The organism is Lentzea miocenica (assembly GCF_033949945.1).
Taxonomy (GTDB): Bacteria; Actinomycetota; Actinomycetes; order Mycobacteriales; family Pseudonocardiaceae; genus Lentzea; species Lentzea miocenica.
The window spans coordinates 179,085-200,762 of the sequence record NZ_JAXAVW010000014.1 but is presented as its reverse complement, the minus strand read 5'-3'; the positions used below and the strand labels follow the sequence as shown (position 1 = coordinate 200,762).

18 protein-coding genes and 3 tRNA genes are annotated in these 21,678 nt (G+C 67.7%); 8 read left to right on the top strand and 13 right to left on the bottom strand.

Annotated features, from left to right (window positions below; genetic code table 11):
- Positions 1-60: 60 nt before the first annotated feature.
- Positions 61-537 (bottom strand): macro domain-containing protein, encoded by a 477-nt coding sequence (locus tag SK803_RS18900; RefSeq protein WP_319967329.1) that lies wholly within the window; start codon positions 535-537, stop codon positions 61-63.
- A 98-nt stretch (positions 538-635) separates the two neighbouring features.
- Between SK803_RS18900 and SK803_RS18895 the strand changes: the two genes are divergently transcribed.
- Entirely contained in the window at positions 636-1,289 is a 654-nt protein-coding gene (locus SK803_RS18895) for a hypothetical protein (protein ID WP_319967328.1), read from the top strand.
- A 54-nt stretch (positions 1,290-1,343) separates the two neighbouring features.
- Here SK803_RS18895 and SK803_RS18890 read toward each other — a convergent pair.
- The 7 genes from SK803_RS18890 to SK803_RS18860 form a co-directional block, all read right to left on the bottom strand.
- Positions 1,344-1,416 (bottom strand) — tRNA-Arg (locus tag SK803_RS18890).
- 41 nt (positions 1,417-1,457) lie between these two features.
- Positions 1,458-1,547, bottom strand: a tRNA-Ser gene (locus tag SK803_RS18885).
- A gap of 155 nt (positions 1,548-1,702) precedes the next feature.
- Positions 1,703-3,646, bottom strand: coding sequence for an acetoacetate--CoA ligase (locus SK803_RS18880; RefSeq protein ID WP_319967327.1), 1,944 nt, complete (start codon positions 3,644-3,646; stop codon positions 1,703-1,705).
- A 75-nt stretch (positions 3,647-3,721) separates the two neighbouring features.
- On the bottom strand, positions 3,722-4,477 hold the full coding sequence (locus SK803_RS18875) for an ESX secretion-associated protein EspG (protein ID WP_319967326.1): 756 nt from the start codon (positions 4,475-4,477) through the stop codon (positions 3,722-3,724).
- A complete protein-coding gene (locus SK803_RS18870; protein WP_319967325.1) occupies positions 4,474-5,748 on the bottom strand; it encodes a PPE domain-containing protein in 1,275 nt (424 codons plus the stop codon). Before SK803_RS18870 ends, SK803_RS18875 begins: the two co-directional genes overlap by 4 nt.
- Positions 5,745-6,263, bottom strand: coding sequence for a hypothetical protein (locus SK803_RS18865; protein WP_319967324.1), 519 nt, complete (start codon positions 6,261-6,263; stop codon positions 5,745-5,747). The genes SK803_RS18870 and SK803_RS18865 overlap by 4 nt, the downstream gene beginning before the upstream one ends.
- A 135-nt stretch (positions 6,264-6,398) precedes the next feature.
- Positions 6,399-7,040, bottom strand: coding sequence for a dienelactone hydrolase family protein (locus SK803_RS18860; RefSeq protein WP_319967323.1), 642 nt, complete (start codon positions 7,038-7,040; stop codon positions 6,399-6,401).
- A gap of 74 nt (positions 7,041-7,114) precedes the next feature.
- Here SK803_RS18860 and hisC point away from each other — a divergent pair, with 74 nt between their 5' ends.
- Positions 7,115-8,182: a histidinol-phosphate transaminase gene (gene hisC / locus SK803_RS18855; protein ID WP_319967322.1), complete on the top strand. Its 1,068-nt coding sequence runs from the start codon at positions 7,115-7,117 to the stop codon at positions 8,180-8,182.
- A 3-nt stretch (positions 8,183-8,185) separates the two neighbouring features.
- Here hisC and SK803_RS18850 read toward each other — a convergent pair whose 3' ends face one another.
- From SK803_RS18850 to SK803_RS18840, 3 genes are all read right to left on the bottom strand, one after another.
- Entirely contained in the window at positions 8,186-8,935 is a 750-nt protein-coding gene (locus tag SK803_RS18850; RefSeq protein WP_319967321.1) for a sulfite exporter TauE/SafE family protein, read from the bottom strand.
- A 121-nt stretch (positions 8,936-9,056) separates the two neighbouring features.
- Positions 9,057-12,185, bottom strand: coding sequence for a carboxypeptidase-like regulatory domain-containing protein (locus SK803_RS18845; protein ID WP_319967320.1), 3,129 nt, complete (start codon positions 12,183-12,185; stop codon positions 9,057-9,059).
- A gap of 417 nt (positions 12,186-12,602) precedes the next feature.
- The gene (locus SK803_RS18840; RefSeq protein WP_319967319.1) at positions 12,603-15,191 is read right to left on the bottom strand and encodes an SdrD B-like domain-containing protein; all 2,589 of its coding nucleotides are present in this window, start codon (positions 15,189-15,191) and stop codon (positions 12,603-12,605) included.
- Between the two features lie 255 nt (positions 15,192-15,446).
- Here SK803_RS18840 and SK803_RS18835 point away from each other — a divergent pair, with 255 nt between their 5' ends.
- The 3 genes from SK803_RS18835 to SK803_RS18825 all read left to right on the top strand — a co-directional run bounded on the left by SK803_RS18835 (position 15,447) and on the right by SK803_RS18825 (position 17,168).
- Positions 15,447-15,878: a helix-turn-helix transcriptional regulator gene (locus SK803_RS18835; RefSeq protein WP_319967318.1), complete on the top strand. Its 432-nt coding sequence runs from the start codon at positions 15,447-15,449 to the stop codon at positions 15,876-15,878.
- A gap of 10 nt (positions 15,879-15,888) precedes the next feature.
- Positions 15,889-16,299, top strand: a complete 411-nt coding sequence (locus tag SK803_RS18830) for a VOC family protein (protein WP_319967317.1) — start codon at positions 15,889-15,891, stop codon at positions 16,297-16,299.
- A 158-nt stretch (positions 16,300-16,457) separates the two neighbouring features.
- Complete coding sequence (locus SK803_RS18825; protein WP_319967316.1) at positions 16,458-17,168, top strand: class I SAM-dependent methyltransferase; 711 nt, start codon at positions 16,458-16,460, stop codon at positions 17,166-17,168.
- A 41-nt stretch (positions 17,169-17,209) separates the two neighbouring features.
- Here the strand turns inward: SK803_RS18825 and SK803_RS18820 are convergent.
- Together SK803_RS18820 and SK803_RS18815 are read right to left on the bottom strand one after the other, a co-directional pair.
- Positions 17,210-17,294 (bottom strand) — tRNA-Ser (locus tag SK803_RS18820).
- A 29-nt stretch (positions 17,295-17,323) separates the two neighbouring features.
- Positions 17,324-17,755, bottom strand: a complete 432-nt coding sequence (locus SK803_RS18815; RefSeq protein WP_319967380.1) for a MarR family winged helix-turn-helix transcriptional regulator — start codon at positions 17,753-17,755, stop codon at positions 17,324-17,326.
- A 167-nt stretch (positions 17,756-17,922) separates the two neighbouring features.
- Between SK803_RS18815 and SK803_RS18810 the strand changes: the two genes are divergently transcribed.
- The 3 genes from SK803_RS18810 to SK803_RS18800 all read left to right on the top strand — a co-directional run bounded on the left by SK803_RS18810 (position 17,923) and on the right by SK803_RS18800 (position 21,109).
- Entirely contained in the window at positions 17,923-19,638 is a 1,716-nt protein-coding gene (locus SK803_RS18810) for a bifunctional metallophosphatase/5'-nucleotidase (protein WP_319967315.1), read from the top strand.
- 99 nt (positions 19,639-19,737) lie between these two features.
- On the top strand, positions 19,738-20,304 hold the full coding sequence (locus tag SK803_RS18805; RefSeq protein ID WP_319967314.1) for a hypothetical protein: 567 nt from the start codon (positions 19,738-19,740) through the stop codon (positions 20,302-20,304).
- Between the two features lie 55 nt (positions 20,305-20,359).
- A complete protein-coding gene (locus tag SK803_RS18800; protein ID WP_319967313.1) occupies positions 20,360-21,109 on the top strand; it encodes a hypothetical protein in 750 nt (249 codons plus the stop codon).
- Positions 21,110-21,678 lie beyond the last annotated feature (569 nt).

The following is a 21,678-nucleotide window of genomic DNA, read 5'->3' as shown; positions in this document are numbered from 1 at the left end:
GTAGCCCCAGGGACTAACGCGACAGGGCGCGCCGCCGTTGCCTTGCGCGGGGATCTGCTGTCAGTCGAAGTCGTAGACGGTGGTGGCGACGTCTTGATCGGTCAGCGCCTCCACGATGAGCGGCTCGATCCGCTCCCACCGCCCGCCGGCCAGCCCACAACCGATGCGCGGCATGTGCACACTCGCTTCCAGCCGCTTGGCGTGCTCTGCCACGGCGCGCAGGCAACGTTCGATCGCCTCGTACCTGACGGGCGGCCCGTTGCTGCCGGTGCGAATGCCGCGCTGGCCCACCATGTTCGCGACCCAGATGTCCGGCTTCACCTGAACCAGTTGGACCGCGCCCAGCCCGAAGTCGTTGCCTGCCCGGTTGCGATGCCATTCGCGGAAGGCCTTTTCCGGTTCTGGCCAGCGCTTCGACACGGCCAGCACGAAGCCCTTGCCCCAGCCGCCGAGGTCGTTGCAGACGTGGGCGACGATCTTCGGCCCCTTGGCCTGGGGGCTCGTCGCGTCCCCTTTGATCACGCGCAACGTCTGCATGAGGCCGATGCTGCCCGTGCCGACGGCGGGCTGTCGACGCGTTTTCAGCGCTCGGCAGGAAGCGAAACCTTTTGCGGACATCCTCCGATAGACGGCGCGTGACCGCTGCCAACGACCGCTGGGCCAAGTACGGCAAGCTCGGCGCTGTCATCGCCTTCGTCGTCGCCGTCGTCGTGGGCGCTGCGAACCTCGACGGCTTCCTGTCCATGATCGAGCGCTTCACCGACTCGTCCGCCTCCAGCACGAAGAACGCTGGTGCGCCACCGACCATCAACTCGGCACCGGGCGCGACCGCAGCACCGAACACGTCAGAGACACCGATCGCACCCGACCGCCAAGACAGCACCCCGACTGTTCAAGCCGCGCCAAGGCAGACCGCAACGCCCCAACGCCCACCCACCACCGCCGCCGCACTCCCGAAGCGCGCCGGTGCCCTGGTGATCACCATCAAGATGGGAAGTGGCGGAAAGGTCGGCCCGTCGGAGTACCGAACGGGAGCCCAGCCTGGCGCGAACGTCGACGTCTACGACGACATCGGGCAGCTGAGCTCGGGCTGCTACCCGTCCTGGGTGCTCACCAGGGCCGGCGCTGAGGTCCAGAAAACACGCAACGGCAGGTGCACCTCGGGCGGCATCACCATGTTCAACTTCGGCGACTCGCTCGACACGCCCGGTACCTACCGGCTGAACGTGGACGTGGTCACAGATTCCGGCCAGACCGGCAGCAACGCCGTGGAATTCGTTGTGCGCTGACGAAACCAGAAAGCCCCTGTTCGCGGTTTCCGCGAACAGGGGCTTCCGATCTTGTGCGCTCGGCAGGATTCGAACCTGCAACCTTCTGATCCGTAGTCAGATGCTCTATCCGTTGAGCTACGAGCGCGTGTATTCAATTATAACCGATCCCCTAGAGGCTCGGCCTTGCGGAGGCTCCGGGATTTGAACCCGGGATGGGGGGTTACCCCAAACCGCATTAGCAGTGCGGCGCCATAGACCAGACTAGGCGAAGCCTCCCGGGACCATCCTCGGCCACGACGCATAGGTTACACAGGTCCCCAACCGAGTTGCAAAACGCCCCCCTCGTACCCCAGAACGTGCTGGTCAAGGCACGTGCGGAGGGGTCGAGAGGGGCGTGGAACGCCTGTTCGCGCAACCTGGAGTGACCTAGATCATCCTGAGGCGAGTTCCAGGAACGGTTGGAGGGACTCGGGATTGCGGAGTGCGCCTCGGCTGACGGCCTTGTCCGGGTCGGCTCCCGCGAGGATCTTCTTGACCGGGACCTCGCACTTCTTGCCGTTCAGGGTTCGCGGGATCTCGGCTACGGCCACGAAGCGGTTCGGGACGTGGCGCGGGGAGAGCGAGGTTCGCAATTCCTGGCGCAGCAACGGTTCCACGTCGGCCAGGGTTACGCCGTCCAGGACCACGAAGCAGAGCAGTTCGCCTTCGGAGACGCCGGAGGTGTCGATCACCAGCGAGTCGACGACGCCGGGGACGGACTCGACGACCCGGTAGAACTCCGAGGTGCCCATGCGGACGCCGCCGCGGTTCAGGGTCGAGTCGGAGCGGCCGTAGATCACGGCCGAGCCGCGTGGGGTGATGCGGATCCAGTCGCCGTGGCGCCAGATTCCCGGGTAGGTGTCGAAGTAGGCGTCGCGCAGCTTTGAACCGTCGGTGTCGCCCCAGAAGAAGACGGGCATGGACGGCATCGGCTTGGTGATCACGAGTTCGCCGACGGCGTCGTCGAGTGCTGCGCCGGCCTCGTCGAACGCGTGGACCGCGGCGCCCAGGGCTCGGCAGGAGAGTTCGCCCAGCCACACCGGGCGGTCCGGGGAGGCGGTCACGAAGGCCGTGCAGAGGTCGGTGCCGCCGGAGACCGAGGCGATCTGGACGTCCTTGCCCACGGCTGAGGCGATCCAGCGGAAGCCTTCCGGGGTGAGGGGTGCGCCGGTGGAGCCGACCACGCGCAGGCCCGTCAGGTCGTAGCGGGCGGACGGCTCGATGCCTTCCTTCAGGCACGACTGGACGTACGGGGCCGAGGTGCCGAAGTAGGTGACGCGGTGTTGTTCGGCCAAGTGCCACAACGTGTTCAGCGACGGATAGGCCGGGCTGCCGTCGTACAGGACGATCGTGGTGCCGACCATGAGGGCGCCGACCAGGTAGTTCCACATCATCCAGCCGGTGGTGGTGAACCAGAAGAAGCGGTCGCCAGGCCCCAGGTCGCTGTGCAGGCCCAGCATCTTCAGGTGTTCCAGCACGATGCCGCCGTGGCCCTGGACGATGCCCTTGGGCAGGCCAGTGGTGCCGGACGAGTAGAGCACCCACAGCGGGTGGTCGAACGGCACCGGGGTGAACTCCAGCGTTGCGCCCGCGTTCGTCTCCAGGAGCTCCGAGAACGAGAGCGTGTCCGGCAGCGACGAGCCGTTGTCCAGGTAGTTGATCAGGACGGTGGCGCGCAGCGAGGGGATCTGCGAGCGGATCTCCTCGACGACCGGGCGGCAGTCGAAGGACCGTCCGTTGTAGACATAACCGGAGACCGCGACGAAGACCGTCGGCGAGATCTGGGTGAAGCGGTCGGCCACGGCTCGGGCGCCGAAGTCCGGGGAGCAGGACGACCACGTGGCGCCCAGCGAGGCGGCCGCCAGGAAGGCGATGAGGGCTTCGGGGGCGTTCGGGACGAGTGCGACCACCCGGTCGCCGGACGAGACGCCCAGAGACGCCAACGCGGCCCGGAAAGCAGCCACTCGGGAGCGCAGGGCCGCGAAGGTCAGCGACGAGGTGACGCCGTCCTCGCGGTGGAAGATCACGGCGAGGTCGTCGTCGCCACCGCGGCGCAGGGCGTGCTCGGCGTAGTTCAGCGTCACGCCGGGGAACCACTGGGCGCCCGGCATCTCCGCCGAACCCAGCACCCGCTCAGGAGGCGTGTGGAACTGGACGTCGAAGTACGAAGCCACGGCGCCCCAGAACCCCTCGAGGTCGGAGACGGACCACTCCCACAGCGACTCGTAGTCGGGGAAGTTCTGATCGCGGCCGGCTAGCCACGACCGAAAGGCGGTCATCCCGTTGTCCCTCGTGGGGTCGGGGCGCCACAGCAGTTCGACGTCGGTGTCGGTCATGCCCCATGTCTAACTCAGGCACAACCGCACGTCCATGTGTGATTGGCGGACTTGCCGTAGCCCACCAGTGTGGAACTATCCCGCCGCGAGCAGCTCGTCGACAGCGCTGGTCAACCGCGACGCGTCGGCGGGGGCCAGCACGAGCCAGCCGTCCTGCTTGCGGAGGAGATAACGGCCTTCACGCGTGTCCAGCCACGACACCGAACGGCCGGTCGGGCGCGGCACGCCGTCGCGGTTGCGGGCGGTGAGGCCCAGTTCGCCGCCGCCGATGCGGGACGTCACGATGCGCATCAGGGCGTGCGCCTCGGGTTCGCGGATACCGGCGTCGCGCAGCACGTCCAGGAACGCCTGCTTGCCGTCCTGCTCACCCGCCTTGCCCGCGCGCACGTAGTCGTCCCAGCGCACGTTCACGGCACGGCCGGTGCCCGGTGAGAGGCCTGGCAACGATGACACCGTGGCCGAGGCCAGCGACGTCGGGCGGAACGCGTACAGGTGCACGTCGTTGTTCACGCGCGCGGCGAAGGCACCGCTCCAGCCCGCGCAGGCGATGCCGCGAGCCAGCTCGGTGCCCTTGAAGTACGCGATCTCCAGTGCGCGGTCGAACTCGCCGAGGCCGGCGATCAGCGCGCGCAGGTCCGGGTCCGGCCGGTGCACGGTGCCTAATCGACGAGCGTGGAGCGTTTGCGAACTGGCTTCGACGAGACGCTGCCGCGCCGCTCGGGTGGCCCCCACGTGGGGAGTCCCGAGCGGCACGACGCGGTCCTCGCCGTGCACGGCTTGCCAGAGCAGGAAGAACTCCTGCGAGCTCACCGTGAACTGGCGTTCGCTCACTGACCGATCACCGGCGGGGCCGCCTTGCGGTCCAGACCGAAGACGTTGTCGTCCTCTTCCAGATAGCTCGCGCTCTTGTGCTCACGCTCGTCGTTGTTGCCCTGACCCGCGGCGGGCGCACCGGCCATCGGCGCACCACCCATCGCAAGCGGGTTCTGGAACGCCTTGGTCTGGCCACCGGTCGCCGACGAGGCAGCGGCCGCGGCGGCACCCGCACCACCACGCGACACCTCGTTCACACCGGCCGCGCCACCCGCGGAACCGGCGCCACCTCCAGCGCCACCGCCTCCGCCCTGGTTGCCGGAGTTGGACGTGAAGGGGCGTGCCATGCCCATGCCGCCACCGAGACCGCCGCCACCACCACGGCCACCGCCGAAACCGCTGCCACCACGCGAAGACGCGTTGGTGGTGCCGCAGTTCTGGCCCGTCGCGCCGGTCCCGACCGGAGCTCCGGCACCGCCACCGGCGTTGGTGGTGTCAGGTGCGGTCGTCGGGGGACGGCTGCCGATGTCGGTGCCGATCGGCGTCGGGTTGACCGGGTTCACCGGCGGGGTGAACTGCGAGGGCACGGTCTGGTCGACCGCGGCCGAGTTGCGCTGGAACGCCGCCATCACGTCCGCCGCGCGGCGGTGCGAGGCGTCGTTGGCCGCGAGGGTCTCGACTGGGCTGGTGCCGATGGTCTCGAAGCCGCCGAACTCGTTCGGCGACGTCTGCACCAGGCGTGGCTCCTGCCTGATGCCGGCCAGGCCGAACGTTCCCGCGTCGTCGACCATCGACAGCCGGTCCTGCGGTCGCAGCACAGTCCTGGGCAGCGGCGTTTCCGCGGGCACCGGCGCATCGGGAGCCTGCGGAGGCGGCGGCATCGCGGTACGGGCGGCCTCGACGTTGTTGGTCTCGGTCGTGATGGCCGCCGAGACCTTGTGCGCGTAGCTCGCGGTGTCGTCGACCCAGTTGGTGACCTCGGTCAGACCGTTGCGCGCCAGCCTGGCCGACTCGCTGTCCCAGCCGACGGTCGAGTCCTCGACGGCCTTGAGCAGGTTCGACCGCACGCCGGCGATGTCGTCGCCGATCTTCTGCCAGTTCGTCGCCGCGGCCTGGGCGCCGTCGAGGTTCACGCCCGTGTGCACCATCTTGTAGAGCTCTTCGTGCGTGTACGTCATCCAGTCGTACGGCTCGTGCAGGTCGTTGCGGTCGTACTTGTTGTCGTCGTGGTGCGACGACTGGTTGCCCTTGTCGCCGTTTCCCTTGTTGTCGTGCGACCCGTGACTCACCAGGACCCCCCGGCGTTCTTCATGGACTTCTCTGCCTCTTCGTCGGCGTCGCGGATGCTGTCGCGGTTGCGGCTCAACGCGTTGCTGATGTCGTCGAGGACCTTGAAGAGGTCCAGCAGTGCCTTCGCGGCGCCGGAGTCCTCACCGACCGCGAGGTCGGCGAACCGAGCGCTGATCGCCTTGGCGACGGGGTTCTCGCCCAGCTGCAGCGGTGTCGCCAGCTGGTCGGTCGCCCGCTTCCACAGGTCCATCACCTGGTCCCGGGCGGCATCGACCGCCTTGATCAACGCGTCGGCGGCGTCGACGTCGAGCGTGAGTTTCCCGCTGTCCGCCGCCTGGTCGAGCTTGGCCGCGGCATGGCTCGCCTCCGCCTTGTCCACCAGCATCTGTTGCTGGAGAACGGGTTTCACCGCCGCTAGCTGCTCAGCCGTGATCGGCGTGGTGGTCGCCGATGTCACCGCCGGCGCCTCCGCGGGTGGTGTGTCCGTGCCAGTCGTCCCCGTGCCTTCAGCCATCCTTCACAACCCCCTGCACTGCTAACTCGTCACCGCAGTACTGAGTGTTACTCACAGCTACACCCAGTCAGCCGTCCGAAGCACCCCTTAGATGTACCTGGACGACGGTTCGGTTCCAATCCGCCGTAAAGACTCTTACCTCATGTGAGCGTCGAACCAGTTCAACGCACGAGACCATGCTTCGTCACTCGAAACGTCGAAACGGACCACATCCGACGCGGTTTCGGAGCTGATCACAGCATCACGAAGCTTGCTCACTTCCTCGGACTCGTCGTCCCGGTAGATGCCGAGCCAAGGGCAGGTCAGGTCGCCTGCGACGTCCACCAGCGCGGGCAACCCGTCCGAGAGCGGCTCGAGGATTCCGGGCCCCTGCACCGTGACCGCGGCCCCGATCGTCCTGCTCGCGGCTACCACCATCGCGACGGTGCCACCGGTGTCGAAGCCGACGACGCCCATTCGGTCAGCGCTGACGCCCTGCTGCCCCAGCCAGACGAACGCGACATCGGTGTCAGCCAGAAGACGGTCACCCGAAAGCTTGCTGACCTGATCCTGGATGTCGTCGCCGTGCACGCGGTCCTCGTCGTAGAGGTGCGGTGCGATGGCGAGCCAGCCCTCGTCGGCCAGGCTGCTGACGAGCGTCCGCGTGCCCGAGGTCATGCCACGAGCCTCGTGCAGCACCACGAGCCCGCCCCGGACGGCGGAGTCGGGTTCGGCGATCGTCACCCGCAGCTCACGGCCGTCGGTGAGGGAAAGCGTCTCGATGCGGGTACTGGTCATGTCTAACCCTCGCACGCCAGGGTGAACTCCAGTCAACGTGACCAATCGGACGGAGCAATGCGAGGATCGGGTGCATGACCGTGCGAACCCGTGCTGACCTGGCGTCACTGCCGTCCTACGTGCCCGGCAGGACCATCCCCGGCGCCATCAAGCTCGCGAGCAACGAGGTGTCGGCCGGCCCGCTGCCGAGCGTCGTCAAGGCGATCGCCGACGCGGCCACCGCCATCAACCGGTACCCGGACTCCGGCTGCACCGAGCTCACCGCGAGGCTCGCCGACAAACTCGGCGTCCCCGCTGACCACCTGGCCCTCGGCTGCGGCTCGGTGACCCTGTGCCAGCAGCTCGTCCAGGCGACCTGCACCGAGAACGACGAGGTGCTGTTCGCGTGGCGGTCGTTCGAGGCCTACCCGATCGTCGTGCACGTGGCGGGCGCCAAGCAGATCCGCGTGCCGCTGACCGCCGAGCACGTGCACGACCTGGACGCGATGGCCGCGGCGATCACGCCGAACACGCGGATGGTCTTCGTCTGCAACCCGAACAACCCGACCGGCACCGCGCTGCGCACCGAGGAGATCGAGGCGTTCATCGCGAAGGTGCCGCGCGACGTGCTCGTGGTGATCGACGAGGCCTACAAGGAGTTCGTCGACGACGCGCACATCCCGGACGGCGTCGAACTGGCGAAGCAGCAGTGGGCCGCCGGCCGCGACAACGTGGCGGTGCTGCGGACGTTCTCCAAGGCGTACGGCCTGGCCGGCCTGCGGATCGGCTACGCCGTCGCACAACCGCACGTCGCCGAGGCACTGCGGAAGGTCTACGTGCCGTTCAGCGTCAACGCGCTCGCACAGGTGGCCGCGATGGCCTCGCTGGACGCCGAGGACGAGCTGATGGTCCGCTGCCGCGCGATCGTGGCCGAGCGGATCCGGGTGCGCGGCGAACTGCTCTCGCTGGGCTTCGAGGTGCCGGAGACCCAGGCGAACTTCGTGTGGCTGCCGCTCGGTGAGCGCACCGCCGCGTTCAACGAGCACTGCCTGGCGCACAAGGTCGTCGTGCGCGCGTTCGTGGGCGAGGGTGCCCGTGTGACGATCGGTGAGCCGGAGGAGAACGACGCGTTCCTGGCCGCCGCACGGGCTTTCACCGCTTAGGACCTACTTCGTGAGCAGCTGAACGATCGCCGCGACTCCCACCACCACGATGACGCCGCGCAACACGGCGGGTGGGAGTTTGCGGCCGATCTTCGCCCCGATCTGGCCGCCGACCACGGACCCGGCGGCCAGCAGCAGCACGGCCAGCCACGCCACGTCGGCGATGAAGATGAACAGCACGCCCGCGACCAGGTTCACGAACGCGGTCAGCAGGTTCTTCAGCGCGTTCATCCGCTGCAGGTGGTCGTTGACGAGCACGCCCATGATCCCCATGACCAGCACGCCCTGCGCGGCCCCGAAGTAGCCGCCGTAGATGCCCGCGGCGAAGACCCCGAGCCACAGCAGCACGCCACCGTCGTTGTTGCTGCGCTTGTGTGAGAGCTTGCGGTTGAGCCATGGCTGGATGACGACGAGCACCAGCGCGATGACGATCAGCACCGGCACGATCGCCTTGAACGCCTTGTCCGGCAACGTCACCAGCAGGATCGCGCCGACGACGGCGCCGAGGATCGACGCGGGCAACAGCCGGGTGATGCGGTCCTTCTGCCCTTTGAGTTCCTCGCGGTAGCCCCACGCGCCGGAAAGCGAGCCGGGCACGAGGCCGAGGCTGTTGGACACGTTCGCGACCACGGGCGGATAACCGACGGCCAGCAACACGGGGAACGTCACGAGCGTGCCGCTGCCGACGACGGTGTTGATGCCGCCTGCGAACACACCCGCGATCACCACCGCGATTGCTTCCCAGACCGTCATGTCCACCCCCGTACCCACTGGTTAGCGACGCTAACACTCCACTCGGGACGGCGAAGTGTGTCGCTGACTACAACAGGGCCGGCACTCAGCGTGAGTGCCGGCCCTGCATGTAGATCTTCAGTTATGCGGTCTGACGACGCCGTCCGACCACGCTGGCACCGAGGCCGAAGGCCACGAGCAGCGCGCCGAGCACGCCCAGGCCCAGCACGCTGGCACCGGTCTTGGCCAGCGCGTCACCCGAACCGGAACCACCGGCCGAGCCCGCGACGGGCGGGACGTTGGTGCCAGGGGTCTGGTCCTCTGGCAGCGGGTAGCCGGGGTCCTCGACCTCGGGACCCGGCACCAGCCAGAGCGGCTGCAGCCAGGTCTCGCCGCCGACGCGCACGTGGAAGTACGGGTTCATCCGCCGGTACTCGACCTGCCACGGACCGGGGACGACCACGTCGTACCGGCCGACCGGCAGGTTGAACACCTTGAACTCGCCGTCCTCACCGGTGACGGTGCGGGTGACGACCTTCTTCGAGATGGTGTCGACCAGGACCAGCACCTGGCCGGCCACCGGAAGGTCCTCCTGACCACCGTTCGGGTCGTCCTTCACGAGCCTGCCAATGGCGTCGGCGTGCTGACCGGGGACCCGGAACACGTCGTGCGCCATCGCCGCACCAGGGTCGGAGGGGTCGGGCGCGATGCTGCAGGCGACCGTCGCGTAACCGATGCGCGCCGCTTCCTGCGGCTGTGCGCCGGAGACGTGGAAGACCTTCGTCTGGCCGTTCGGCACGGACACGCCCGCGCCGTCCCACGCCAGCGGGCCCCAGCTCGCTTCCGAGTTGTAGATCTCGCCGGCTTCACCGGGGCCGCTGCAGAACGCCTTCACCGCGGGCAGGTCCGCGCCCGTGTTGTTGGTGATGCTGATGGCGGCCTCGTAGCGCTCGCCCGGTGCGTACTCGCGCTTCGCGAACCGCAGCGTCGCGGGCAGCTTGTCGGACAGCGGCCGCACCGCGCCGACTTCCAGCACCGACTCGGCGCCGGCGCTGACGGTCAGCTCCGCGGTCTCGTGCCGGACCCAGCCGTCCTTGTAGTACGGCCACACCTTGAGCACGCCGATCGGCAGGTCGCGGAACTGGGCACGGCCAGACGCATCGGTCCTGCCGTCCTTCCAGATGTTCGGGTTGCTGCCGCCGGACACCGTCACCTGGGTGTCGGTGAGCTCCTCACCGGCGTCCCTCTGGCCGTTGGCGTTGCGGTCGCCGTACAGCACGATCACCGCGTCACCCTTGAGGAAGGTGACCGTGGCGACCGCGGCCGAAGTGTCGTTCGCCGCGTTCTGGTCCTGCCAGGACTGGGTCTTGAGCTTGAGCGTCACCTTGTTGTCGCGCAGGTAGAACGGCGCGCGGCCGACCAGGGTCAGCTCGCGGCTCTCGCCCGGCCACAGACGCACGGTCTTCGAGTCGGCGAACTCGCCCAGCTGCGACTTGTCGTACTCGAACTCGTTCATGTCGCTGGACCACTCGGTGGTGAGGCCGACCTCGGCGTCGTAGCCCGTGCCGACGTTCTTCACCGTGACGTGCATGCTCATCGGCTCGCCGATGTCGTACGAGTCCTTGTCGAACTTCGCGGTGACCGTGAAGTCCGGCTTGTGCGCCGCGGGTGCGGGCACGTCGACGTCGCTCGGCACGACCTGGAGCTCAGGGTTGACGTCGGTGTCGGCGACGATGTCGGCGGTGAACTCCTTGCCGTCCTTGGGCGCCCACTTGCCGGCCACCACGAAGACGACCTTGCCGACCGGCACGTCGTACACCGAGAGGCTGCCGTCTTCCCAGGTCCGCACGTCCTTCAGCGGCTTGCGGGTGACGGCGTCGAGCACGCTGACAGGCGTGTTGCGCACCGGCTCGTTGTTCGTGGCGTTCACGACCTTGCCGAACACACGGCCGAAGATGCCGTGCACCCGTGCGTATGCGGTGCCCGCGTAGGCGTAGCCGCGGTCGTTGGCACCGGCGTTGCCGAACGAGCAGGAGGCGTAGAACGTGGTGAAGTTCAGGCCCTTCGGCACGCTGTCGGTGACGCGGACCTTCGTCTCACCACCGGCGGGCACCGTGACACCGGCACCGTCCGGCGCCAGGGCGCCCCAGCCGGCGCTGGTGAGGTACTGGTTGCCGTAGCTCTGGCACACCGCGACCACACCGGTGATCGGCGCGGTGCCGCTGTTCTTCAGCGTGATGTTCAGCCCGACCTCGTCGGCCGGCGCGTAGGACTCCTTGTCGAACGCCGCGGTGGCGCTCAGCGTCGACTTCACCGGCGCCACGACCGGAACCATGATCTTGGTTTCCTTGCCGTGCTCCACCACGAAGTCGGCGAAGCCCGGCTGCACGACCTGCTGGCCCAGCCAGTCGACGGACCAGACCTTGTGCGCCCCAGCGGGCACGGTCCACATCTTGAACGCGCCGTTCGCGTCGGTGTAGGCCGTCCTCGACTCGGACGGCGTGCCACCTCGCGTGTCGATCCAGGTGTTCGCCAGGCCCTCGCCGGCGTCGAACGCGCCGTTGCCGTTCTTGTCCGAGTAGACGACGCCGCTCACGTCACCGCGCAGCTGACGCACGTTGAAGGACGTGTCCGTGCCGTTGTCGCCCGGCGTCGGGTCGGCGATGCCGTCCACGGTCGCGCGGAACTGGAACGGCACCGAGTAGTTGGACGGGGACGACGGCTTCAGCACCAGGCGGATGACCTTCGGCTGGCCCTTCACGATCGACGGCCGCGAGCTCAGCTCGTCGGCGCCCTTGATCAACCAGGCGCTCTGGATCACGTGGCCGAAGCGGACGTTCGCCGCGACGGTCTCGCTCTTGTTGGTCACCGTGACGGTGACGCCGATGTCCTCGCCCGGCAGGAACTCCGCCTTGTCCGCCTGCACCTGAACGGCGAGGTCGGGCACTGGCGCGTTCGCCGGGAGCTGCACGGCCTTCTCGTCCTGCTCCGGCTTGGCGTCCGGGGTGGACGGCGTCGTCGGCGTCGAGGGCGCGGTCGGCGTGGACGGTTCCGCCGGAGTCGACGGCTCCGTGCTCGGCGGGGTGGTCGGCTCCGTCGTGGACGGCGGGACCGGGTCGGTCGTCGACGGCGGCACGGGATCCGTTGTGGACGGAGGCGTGCTCGGTTCGTTGGTCTGCGTCGGCTCAACGGCCGACGTCGGCGTTTCCGGCTCCTGCGCGAGCGCACCGGTGGTGGCCGCGCCGAAAGCGAGCACGGCAGCGGTGGTCAAGGCCCCGACTCTGAGCAGGGCACGGCTGACCGATCTCTTGGACAATGGATCCCCCAAAGACCCTTCGTAGATGGGTCCGCCGACGTCAAGCCCCCGCACGCGTCCGCAGAACACCGGTCAAGCTACATCAGCAAAACCGCTTGTGGAAGGCACAATTCAACCTCACACGATCCACTGTGGAGGACCGTGTGAGGTTGAACTCAAGGTGTAACGCGCCAGAGGTCACCTGAGCGCCGAGCTTGACCGTCTCGGTCGACGTCGGCGTGGGCTCGGTGCTCGTCGGGTCGTCTTGGGCAAGCGCGCCGGCCGTGCCGCTGAACGCGATCAGGGCGGCGGTGGCCAGCGCGCTGAATCTGAGCAGGCCCCTTCTGGCAGGTCTCTCCGACATCGTGAATCCCCAGTGGTAGTGCGGATGGATCAAGAAGTTCTGCGGCGGCCGGCGATGCGAGCGCCGAAGCCGAACGCCACGAGCAGCACGGCGACCACCCCGAGTCCGAGCACGCTGGCGCCGGTCTTGGCGAGCGCGCCTCTCGTGCCACCGCCGTCGTGCTGGTCAGGTGACGGTGCGGCACGCGGATTCGGTACGACGAAGAAGTCACGGGACACCACACGATCCGCTGAGACGTCCACGTGGTTGTCCGACTCGCCGGTGAGCTTCCACGGCCCATCGATTTCCGCCCAGTAGGCACCTGGCGGAACCTGATCGAAGCGCACGTTCCCCGCGGAGTCCGAGACCGTGTCAGCGACGATGGCGCCGTACTCGCGGTCGGTCATCAGCAGGATCCGTGCCGCGGGGAGCGTCTCGCCGGGGTCGGCCTCGTGGTTGCCGTTCTTGTCGTGCGCGAGCCGGCCCTTCAGCGAACCGAACCCACCCGGAACGCTGGCCCAGTCCTCACCGGACACGAAGTCGACCTCGTCGGCGACGTTCGGCGCGAAGTCGCAGTACACCCTCACCCGGCTCGTCCAGCGTGCGCCCGCGGGCACCTTCTCGGTGGCGACGACCGTCTTCACCTCACCGGGGTTGAGCGTCACGCCCGAGGTCTCCCGGCGCAGATCGCCCCAGCCGGCGGACATGGGCTCGCCCAGCTGATCGGTGTCGGCGACCCGGTTGCAGGCCGCCTGGATCCCGCTGACCACGTAGTCGCTCTTGTTCCTGAGCTTGATGGTGATCTTGGCGTCGTCGCCGATCGCGTACACCGCCTGGTCGAGCGTCAGCGTCGCCTCGATCGCCTCGTAGTACGGCCGATCCGCACGCGCGGTGACCTGAGCAGGAGGCCCCGGCGCCACCTGGATCTGCCGAGGGGCGCCGTCGCTGTGCACCATCCACCCGTCGGCCAACGTGTAGTCGATCCAGTAGCGACCGGAAGGGACGTCCTTGAACGAATACCGGCCCTCTGCGTCCGTCGTGGTCTTGAGGTAGCTGTACGGCACACCGCCGTTGCCCTCCACCACGGCGTCCGCAGCGCCCTCGCCCGGATCCTGCTGCTTGTTGTGGTTCCTGTCGACGTAGATGACACCGGTGATGTCACCAGTGGTCTGCACGACCTCGACCTCACCGTTGTACTCGATCAGATCTGAGATCGGCCTGCCGATGTGGTCGATGGCCCCCTGAACGGTCAGCTTGCCGTCGGCGAACTCGTGGATCCTGCCTGAGAGGCTGAACGTACGAGACTCTCCGGCGGGAATCCGCACACCGGGACCCTCCATTCTGACGTCGCCCAACTGCTCGTCAGAGATCTCCAGCGAGTCGAACGAGCCGGTCAGCCTCACGCTCTCAGCAGTCTGACCACCGCTGTTCGTGATGATCAGGTCCAAGCGCACCGTCTCGTGCGACTCGTAGCGCGGCTTGTCGAACTTCACCGCGCCGTGAAGTTCCACGGGCTTCGCGTACTTGAGGAACCGGTATTCGGAGCCACCCTGCGGGGTGATGCGCACCTGCTGCTGGCCGGGGTCGGTGAACGCCCACGACCCGAGGACCACCGCCCGGTACTCACCCGCCTCAAGACCGTTGAACTCGATCTTGCCGTCCGCGCCGCTCGTACCGTTGGCGACCTTGCCTCCTATCTTCGGATCCAGCAGCACGACCTGCACGTCTTTGACGGCCTCGTCACCGTCGATGCGGGAGTCGGCGTTCCGGTCCTCGCCGAGCACCATCGCGTAGCCGCCGGTGGATCCGGTCACCGTCGCGTGCTCGCGCACGGTGGGCCCGTCGGTGTTCCAACTGGCGCTCGGCGCGAAGTCGCAGTCGAGCGTGACCACACCTTTGCCGTACGCGGCAGCCTGCGGGATCTCCTCGACGATCCTCATGGTGCGTTGCTCACCGGCCTCGAGCGTGACGCCGTTGGCCCTCAGCGCGTTCCAACCCGGACCCCGACCCAGCGCCTCCGGAGACTCCTTCCGGTCACAGCGCGCCTGAACTCCGTTGATCCTGCGATTCGTGGTGTTGGTGAGAGTCAGCGTGATCGTGGCGGACGCCGGGAGCCGGTAGCTGTCGTGGTCGAGCGTCGCCGTCACCTTCAGCTGCTCCGAGTAGGGCCGCTCAGCGCGTGCCGTCAGCGCGGTGGTCGCGTTCGCGGTGACCGTGATCAGATCACCGGTGGTCTTGGTGTGATGAACGATCCAGCCGTCGGGCAGGACGTAGGCCGGGTGGTAGACGCCCGGCGCGAGGCCGCGGAAGACGAACTTGCCGTCCGCATCGCTCGTCACGTAGTGCGAGGAGCTGTTCTCGCCACCGAAGAGGGTCACCTCCGCATCGAAGATCGCCTCGCCGGGGTCTTGCTGCCTGTTGGCGTTCTTGTCGGCGTACAAGATGCCGACCACGCTGTCCTGCTGCTGTGCCTGAGCCGGCAACGGCGCGGGAACGTTGGTCGGGGGCGGTGCGGATTCCGAGGTAGGCGGTTGCGATGTCGACGTCTCGGTCGGTGCCGACGGCGTGCTCGTCGGATCGTCCTGCGCGAAAGCCGCAGCGGACGTCGTGCCGAATGCCAGTACCGCGGCCATCGTCATAGCCCCGAACCTGAGCAGAGCGCGGCTGACCGATCTCCCGGACAATGGATCCCCCAAAAGCCCCGTGACAATGTGTCTACCGACGTCAACGCCCCCGCACGCGCCTGCAAGACGCCCGAAAAGTACCGCAGCGCACACGGTTCGCGGAAGCGTCAAGTGGCCACGAAAATGCGTTCAAGATTTTCTTCATTCAAGGGCAACCAACGGCATCGGAAAAGCGTGAGCACAGCGGGGACGGTTGTGTCTGTTGGTGGCATGCTGGTCGCCGTGACGCCGGAGGACCTAGCGCACCTGCGCCGGGCACGTGACCTGATGGACCGCGAGTACGCGAGCCCACTGGACGTGCCCGCGATGGCCCGCGCCGCCCTGATGTCGCCGTCGCACTTCTCGCGCCAGTTCCGCGCGGCCTACGGCGAGACCCCGTACGGCTACCTGATGACCAGGCGCATCGAGCGCGCCAAAGCGTTGCTGCGCCTGGGAAAGCTCTCGGTCACCGAAGTCTGCGTGGAGGTCGGCTGCACCTCGCTCGGCTCGTTCTCCGCCCGCTTCACCGAACTGGTGGGCGAAACGCCGTCCGCCTACCGCGCGCGAACTCACGACTCACTCGCGGTCGTGCCGGGGTGTCACTTGAAGGGCCTGACGCGACCGAGCAGGTTTCGAGAAGCGGCGCCGCGCCCGTCTTCCTAGGCTTCGCCGCATGAAGCTCTCGCACACGTTCCTCTTCGTCCACGACCAGGACGCCGCCATGAAGTTCTACCGCGACGTCGTGGGCCTCGAGGTCCGCACCGACGAGTCGGTGGAGGACTACCGCTGGCTCACCGTCGGCCCCGCGGACCAGCCGGACATCGAGATCGGCCTGTCCCTGGTCGGCCCACCCGTCCCGCCGACCGACCACGAGGCGCTGAACGCGTTGCTGGCCAAGGGATCCCTGCAGGGCATCATCTTCGAGCTGGACGACGTGGACGCGAAGTTCGAACAGGTCCGCGCAGCCGGCGCCGAGGTCCTCCAAGAGCCGATCGACCAGTTCTACGGCGTCCGCGACTGCGCGTTCCGCGACCCGTCCGGCAACATGATCCGCTTCTCCACCCCGCGTTCCACAACGCCGTAAATCCGCTTCTGGTTTGTGCGTTGGCGTGCTTTAGTGATGCCTTCTAGCGCACTTACGAGACAAGGTCGATGCCATGGGCAGCCCCGGACACACCGGGTGCCTCTGCTGTACCCGGTGATACCTCGCATCCTTTCGTTGCGATCACCAGGAGCTTCACCTTGACGTGGTACACCTCTTTCTTCACCGACCTGGCCAATTCCTTCTGGCGCGGCGCCGTCCAGCCCGCGCAGACCGTTGCCGAGGTCGACTTCATCACCGGCTTCACCTCCGCCGGCGCCCGCGTGCTCGACGCGCCGTGCGGCAGCGGCAGGCACAGCATCGAACTGGCCGGCCGCGGCTATCCAGTCGTCGGCCTCGACATCTCCGCAGAAGCCATCGCTTTCGCCCGCACGTTGAGTTCGGACGTCGACTGGCGCCTGGACGACGTTCGCAACCTCGCCGCACACGGCGTCTCGGCGGACATCGCCATCTGCATGGGCAACAGCTTCGGCTATCTCACCCACCTCGAAAGCCAGCAGTTCCTCGCCGACCTGGCCGCAGTGGCACCCGTCGCGGTGCTCGACTACGGGTGCGCGGCGGAGGTGTTGCTGCCTTCGCTGCCGGGCGAGATCCGGATGTCGGCGGGTGGCGTCGACATGACCGCCGCCAACACGTACGACGTGGCTTCCGGGCGGCTGCTGATCGACTTCACCTTCACCGACGGTGAGCGGGTGCAGCGGTCTGGCTGCGTTCAGCACGTCTACACGGCTGGGGAGCTCAGCCGGATGCTGATTGCCGCCGGGTTCTCGTCGGTTGAGCTGTTCGGTGATACCGACGGTGGTGCGTTCGGAATTGGCAGCCATCGGTTGCTGGCGGTGGCGCGGCGCTGAAATGCAGAAGGCCGGGGCATTGCCCCGGCCTTCGTCCGTTGCGGAAGCGGAGGGATTTGAACCCCCGGACGGTTGCCCGTCTCCCGCTTTCAAGGCGGGTGCATTCGGCCGCTCTGCCACGCTTCCCCGACACCAGGCGGTGTCAGCCGAGAAGCCTAGCTGTTCGACTCCCGCAGGTGTGTCATGACCCGGTCGAACACCTTGGCCAGGACTTCGCCTTCCTCCGGGGTGATCAGGTCGACGATGTGGGCTCGGACGCCTGCCAGGTGGGTCGGGGCGGCGTTGACCAGTTGGGCCATGCCCTTCTGGGTCAGTTCGGCCAGGACGCCCCTGCCGTCTTCTGTGCACTCGCGGCGCAGGACCAGGCCCGCCTTTTCCATTCGGGCCACCTGGTGGGAGACGCGGGACTTCGAGGAGGCCACGTCTTCGGCCAGTTGGGTCATGCGCATGCGCTGGTTGGGTTGCTCGGACAGGCGGACCAGGATTTCGTAGTCCGCCAGTGACACTCCGTGGGTGTCTTGAAGCTCTCGGTGCAGACGGTCCATGAGCATGGAGGAACCGTTCACGTAGGTGCGCCACGCACGCATCTCGCCGTCGTCGAGCCAGCGCGGCTCCTGCTCACTAGACGTCACGCGAACAAGGCTAAACCCGCGCATGACGATCGAGTCATTCCTCTGGAAAACGGGGCGTCGGGGAGGCAGACTCCTCCGCCGTACACGCGCGTTAACCACGCCTTGGAGAGGGCTTCTAACCCATGAGTTCGTTCAGACGGCTTTCCGTTCTGGCGATCACCGCCGCCGCGGCCACTGTCATCAGCGCTACGGGACCTGCGCAGGCAGATGTTCAGTCCCTGCGTGGGCGGGGCACGGTTGACGTGCGGCTGATCGGGATCAACGACCTGCACGGCAACATCGAGCCGCCTTCCGGGTCGTCCGGGCGCGTCATCCTCCCGGACGGTACGACCGTCGACGCTGGTGGCGCCGCGTTCAACGCCACGCACATCAAGAACCTCCAGAAGGAGGTCAAGAACTCCGTCGTCGTCGGGCAGGGTGACCTGATCGGCGCTTCGCCGATCGTGTCGGCGCTGTTCCACGACGAGCCGACGGTCGAGGTGCTCAACAAGGTCGGCATGGACGCGACCGCGGCGGGCAACCACGAGTTCGACGAGGGCTACCAGGAGCTCCTGCGCATGCAGCGCGGTGGCTGCCACCCGACGGACGGTTGCCAGTTCCGCGACAGCTACCCCGGCGCGAAGTTCCCGTTCCTCGGGGCGAACGTCACGCTCGCCAAGTCCGGGCTGCCCGCGCTGCCGCCGTTCTGGGTGGAGATCCGCGACGGGATGCCGATCGGTTTCATCGGCATGCCGCTCAAGGACGTGCCGATCCTGGTCGACCCGAACGGCATCAAGGAGCTCAAGTTCGGCGACGAGGTCAAGGCGGCCAACAAGTACGCCAACTTCCTCGACGCGATCGGCGTCAAGTCGATCGTCCTGCTCGTGCACCAGGGCGACCAGGTCACCTCCCCCGGCGGCGGGCCCAACGCGTGCAACGTGGCGGCCAACAACCCCGGCAGCGTCATCGCCACGCAGGTCAGCCCGAAGATCGACGCGGTCTTCTCCGGCCACAGCCACCAGCACTACAACTGCGTGGTCAAGGACCCGGCCGGCAACCCGCGGCCGTTCATCGAGGGCCTGGCGTTCGGGCGTGAGCTCAGCGTCGTCGACCTCAAGATCGACCGCCGGACGCGCGACGTCATCCGCGGCGAGACGAAGGCCGACAACAAGATCGTCACCCGCACGGTCACGCCGGACCCGGAGATCCAGGCCATCGTCGACGTCGCCAAGACGAAGGTGCGCCCGATCGCCAACCGGCCCGTCGGCACCATCGCCTCGGACATCCTGCGGGCGCAGAACGCCGCCGGCGAGTCGCCGCTGGGCAACCTGATCGCCGACTCCCAGCTCGCGGCCACCACGGGCAACGGCGCGGTGCTCGCGCTGATGAACCCCGGTGGCGTGCGCGCGGACCTCACCTACACCAGCTCGCCCGAGGGTGAAGGCAACGGTGTGGCCACCTACGGCGAGACGTTCACCGTGCAGCCGTTCGGCAACATCCTGCAGACGATCACGCTGACCGGCACGAACATCAAGGCGGCGCTGGAGCAGCAGTTCAGCGCGGCCAGGACGTTCGTGCTGCAGCCTTCCGCAGGCCTGAGCTACAGCTGGTCGGTGTCCGCGCCGTTCGGTTCGAAGGTTTCCAACGTCGTGCTCAACGGCGCTCCCCTCGACCCGAACGCGAGCTACCGCGTGACGATCAACAGCTTCCTGCAGGGCGGCGGTGACGGCTTCAGCGAGTTCACCAAGGGCACGAACATCACTGGTGGCGGCATCGACCTGGACGCGTTCTCCGCGTACCTCTCGGCGCATCCGAACCAGGCGCCTCCCGCGCTCGGCCGCATCACGCAGCTGCCGTAACCGCGGAAAGCAGCACCAAGGCCATCTCGGCGACGAAATGTCGCCGAGATGGCCTTTTCACTGTGTCCGGTTGCTCCATTTGATCTAGGGTGAGGGCCGATGTCCTGGTTGCGTCGGCTCCTGCTGCTCGCCGGTCTGCTGACCGGCGCCTGGCTGCTGGGCAGCGCAGGTGAGGCGAACGCCGACGTCAAGGTCGCGATCGACCAGCTCGAGGTCGAGGTCAGGCTGCCCGTCGTCGACATCGGGGTGAAGGTCGAGACCGGGCTCGTGCCGCATCAGCCGGACGCGCCCGTCCCGTCGAAGCCGGACCCGCGCGTCGAGACTCCCCCGCCACTTCCGGTGGCACCGCAGCCGCCTCAACCCGATGTCAAAGCACCCGTCCAGGCAGAGGTGCCGCAGCAACACCCGGCGCAGCCGGCGTTGACGACGCGGCCGACGAACCCCGTGCCCGTCCCGCAGCAGCCACAACCGCAGGCCGAGCAGCCGATCACCGGCACGCTTCCGCAGAGTGGCGCCGGGGCGAGCTCGAGCGGTGGCCAGATTCCGGTGGGCACGCTGCCGCACGTGATGCGGCCGCCCACCACCACGACGTCTCTCATCAGCACAGAGCAGCAAGACGTGCCGCGCATCGTGCGCGCGGAGGAGCCGACGTTCTCGCCTGACTGATCCCGTGCGTGCCTCCACAGCCACGCACAGGTCATTCACTCCAGGGAGAACAGTCATGCGCAAGAACCTCAACCGGACCATGTCCGCCGCACTGCTGACCGGCGGCCTGCTGGTCGCGACCGCCGGGTGGGCCCAGGCCATCCCGGTGCCGATCAACATCGACGACGAGGTCCGCGTCGGCAACCTGGTGAGCGTCCCGGTCAAGGTCTGCGGCAACGCGATCAACGTGCTGGGCAACAGCGACGCCACCTGCGAGGAGAAGCCCGCCGAGCGGCTGCAGGCCGACAAGGCCCTCGTCTCCGCGCCGGTCACGGTGTGCGGCAACTCGGTCGGCGTCGCCGGCGGTGGCGACGGCAGCTGCGGCACGACCAAGCCGGAAGAGCCCAACGGCACCGTCGAGGCCCCGGTGACGGTCTGCGGCACCAGCGCGGCCGTGCTCGGCACCGCGACCGGTGACTGCGGCAAGACCGACGTGCCCGAGGAGCCGCAGCCGGAAGACCCCAAGCCGGAGGACCCGAAGCCCGAGGACCCCAAGCCGGAGCAGCCGGGCGAGAACCCCGGCAACGGCAACCCCGGTGGTGGCAACAACGGCGACAACTCCGGCGGCGGCAACACCGGCGACGACTCGGGCGCGGGCACCCCGCAGACCGGCGACAAGGCGTCGCAGTCGCAGCAGCAGGCCTCGCCGATCCCGAACCTGTCGAGGACCGGTGCCGACCCGCTGGAGTTCCTGCTGGTGGGTCTGGGCCTGATGACCGCGGGCGTGATGGCCCGCCGCGGCGCTCGTCGCGTCACGAAAGCCTGACCACCAGGGCCTTTTCTTCGAGGCCTGATCGTTTCCTGATCGTTTTACGACAATCGCCCGGCGAGTGCCCACTCGCCGGGCGATTGCTGTCTGCACAGTCGATCTCCGCAGGTCACCCGTCTGACTTCACCAATTCAGGTTTCGGGTGAGGTGTTGAGAAATGTGACGATCAAGCGCATGCTCGATAACGAGCTGGCAACCGGTAGGTGAATGAACTAGACCATCCGGAGGCCACGCCCAGAAGGGGTAGGTGGTGCTGTGCAGGTATCTCCTCGCTGTGGCGAAACGCGGTCTGTTGCATCCCCGCGAGTGGATCGGACGTGAACGGTCCGGTCGCGACTGTGTAGCAACGGACACGAGGTTTCGGGTGCCCAGGCGCCATCGGCGTCGCTCGGCGCACTTCGACGCTGTTGAGCTCGGCATCGGTTTCGTCTCATGGCGTCACCGGTTGAGCGCCACGCCAACTCTCGTGGGCCGTAGTCGTCACTACCAAATGGGAAGTCCTCGGTGCGGTGCCCCGACGTCGGGCTCCGCACCGAGGCATGTTTCGTGCTTTATCGTTTGCGGCA

Coding starts and splice junctions, on each gene's coding strand:
- SK803_RS18900 (WP_319967329.1), bottom strand. CDS start 537: ATGCAGACGTTGCGCGTGATCAAAGGGGACGCGACGAGCCCCCAGGCC.
- SK803_RS18880 (WP_319967327.1), bottom strand. CDS start 3,646: ATGACCGACACCGACGTCGAACTGCTGTGGCGCCCCGACCCCACGAGG.
- SK803_RS18865 (WP_319967324.1), bottom strand. CDS start 6,263: ATGGCTGAAGGCACGGGGACGACTGGCACGGACACACCACCCGCGGAG.
- SK803_RS18860 (WP_319967323.1), bottom strand. CDS start 7,040: ATGACCAGTACCCGCATCGAGACGCTTTCCCTCACCGACGGCCGTGAG.
- hisC (WP_319967322.1), top strand. CDS start 7,115: ATGACCGTGCGAACCCGTGCTGACCTGGCGTCACTGCCGTCCTACGTG.
- SK803_RS18850 (WP_319967321.1), bottom strand. CDS start 8,935: ATGACGGTCTGGGAAGCAATCGCGGTGGTGATCGCGGGTGTGTTCGCA.
- SK803_RS18840 (WP_319967319.1), bottom strand. CDS start 15,191: ATGACGATGGCCGCGGTACTGGCATTCGGCACGACGTCCGCTGCGGCT.
- SK803_RS18835 (WP_319967318.1), top strand. CDS start 15,447: ATGCTGGTCGCCGTGACGCCGGAGGACCTAGCGCACCTGCGCCGGGCA.
- SK803_RS18830 (WP_319967317.1), top strand. CDS start 15,889: ATGAAGCTCTCGCACACGTTCCTCTTCGTCCACGACCAGGACGCCGCC.
- SK803_RS18815 (WP_319967380.1), bottom strand. CDS start 17,755: ATGCGTGCGTGGCGCACCTACGTGAACGGTTCCTCCATGCTCATGGAC.
- SK803_RS18810 (WP_319967315.1), top strand. CDS start 17,923: ATGAGTTCGTTCAGACGGCTTTCCGTTCTGGCGATCACCGCCGCCGCG.
- SK803_RS18805 (WP_319967314.1), top strand. CDS start 19,738: ATGTCCTGGTTGCGTCGGCTCCTGCTGCTCGCCGGTCTGCTGACCGGC.
- SK803_RS18800 (WP_319967313.1), top strand. CDS start 20,360: ATGCGCAAGAACCTCAACCGGACCATGTCCGCCGCACTGCTGACCGGC.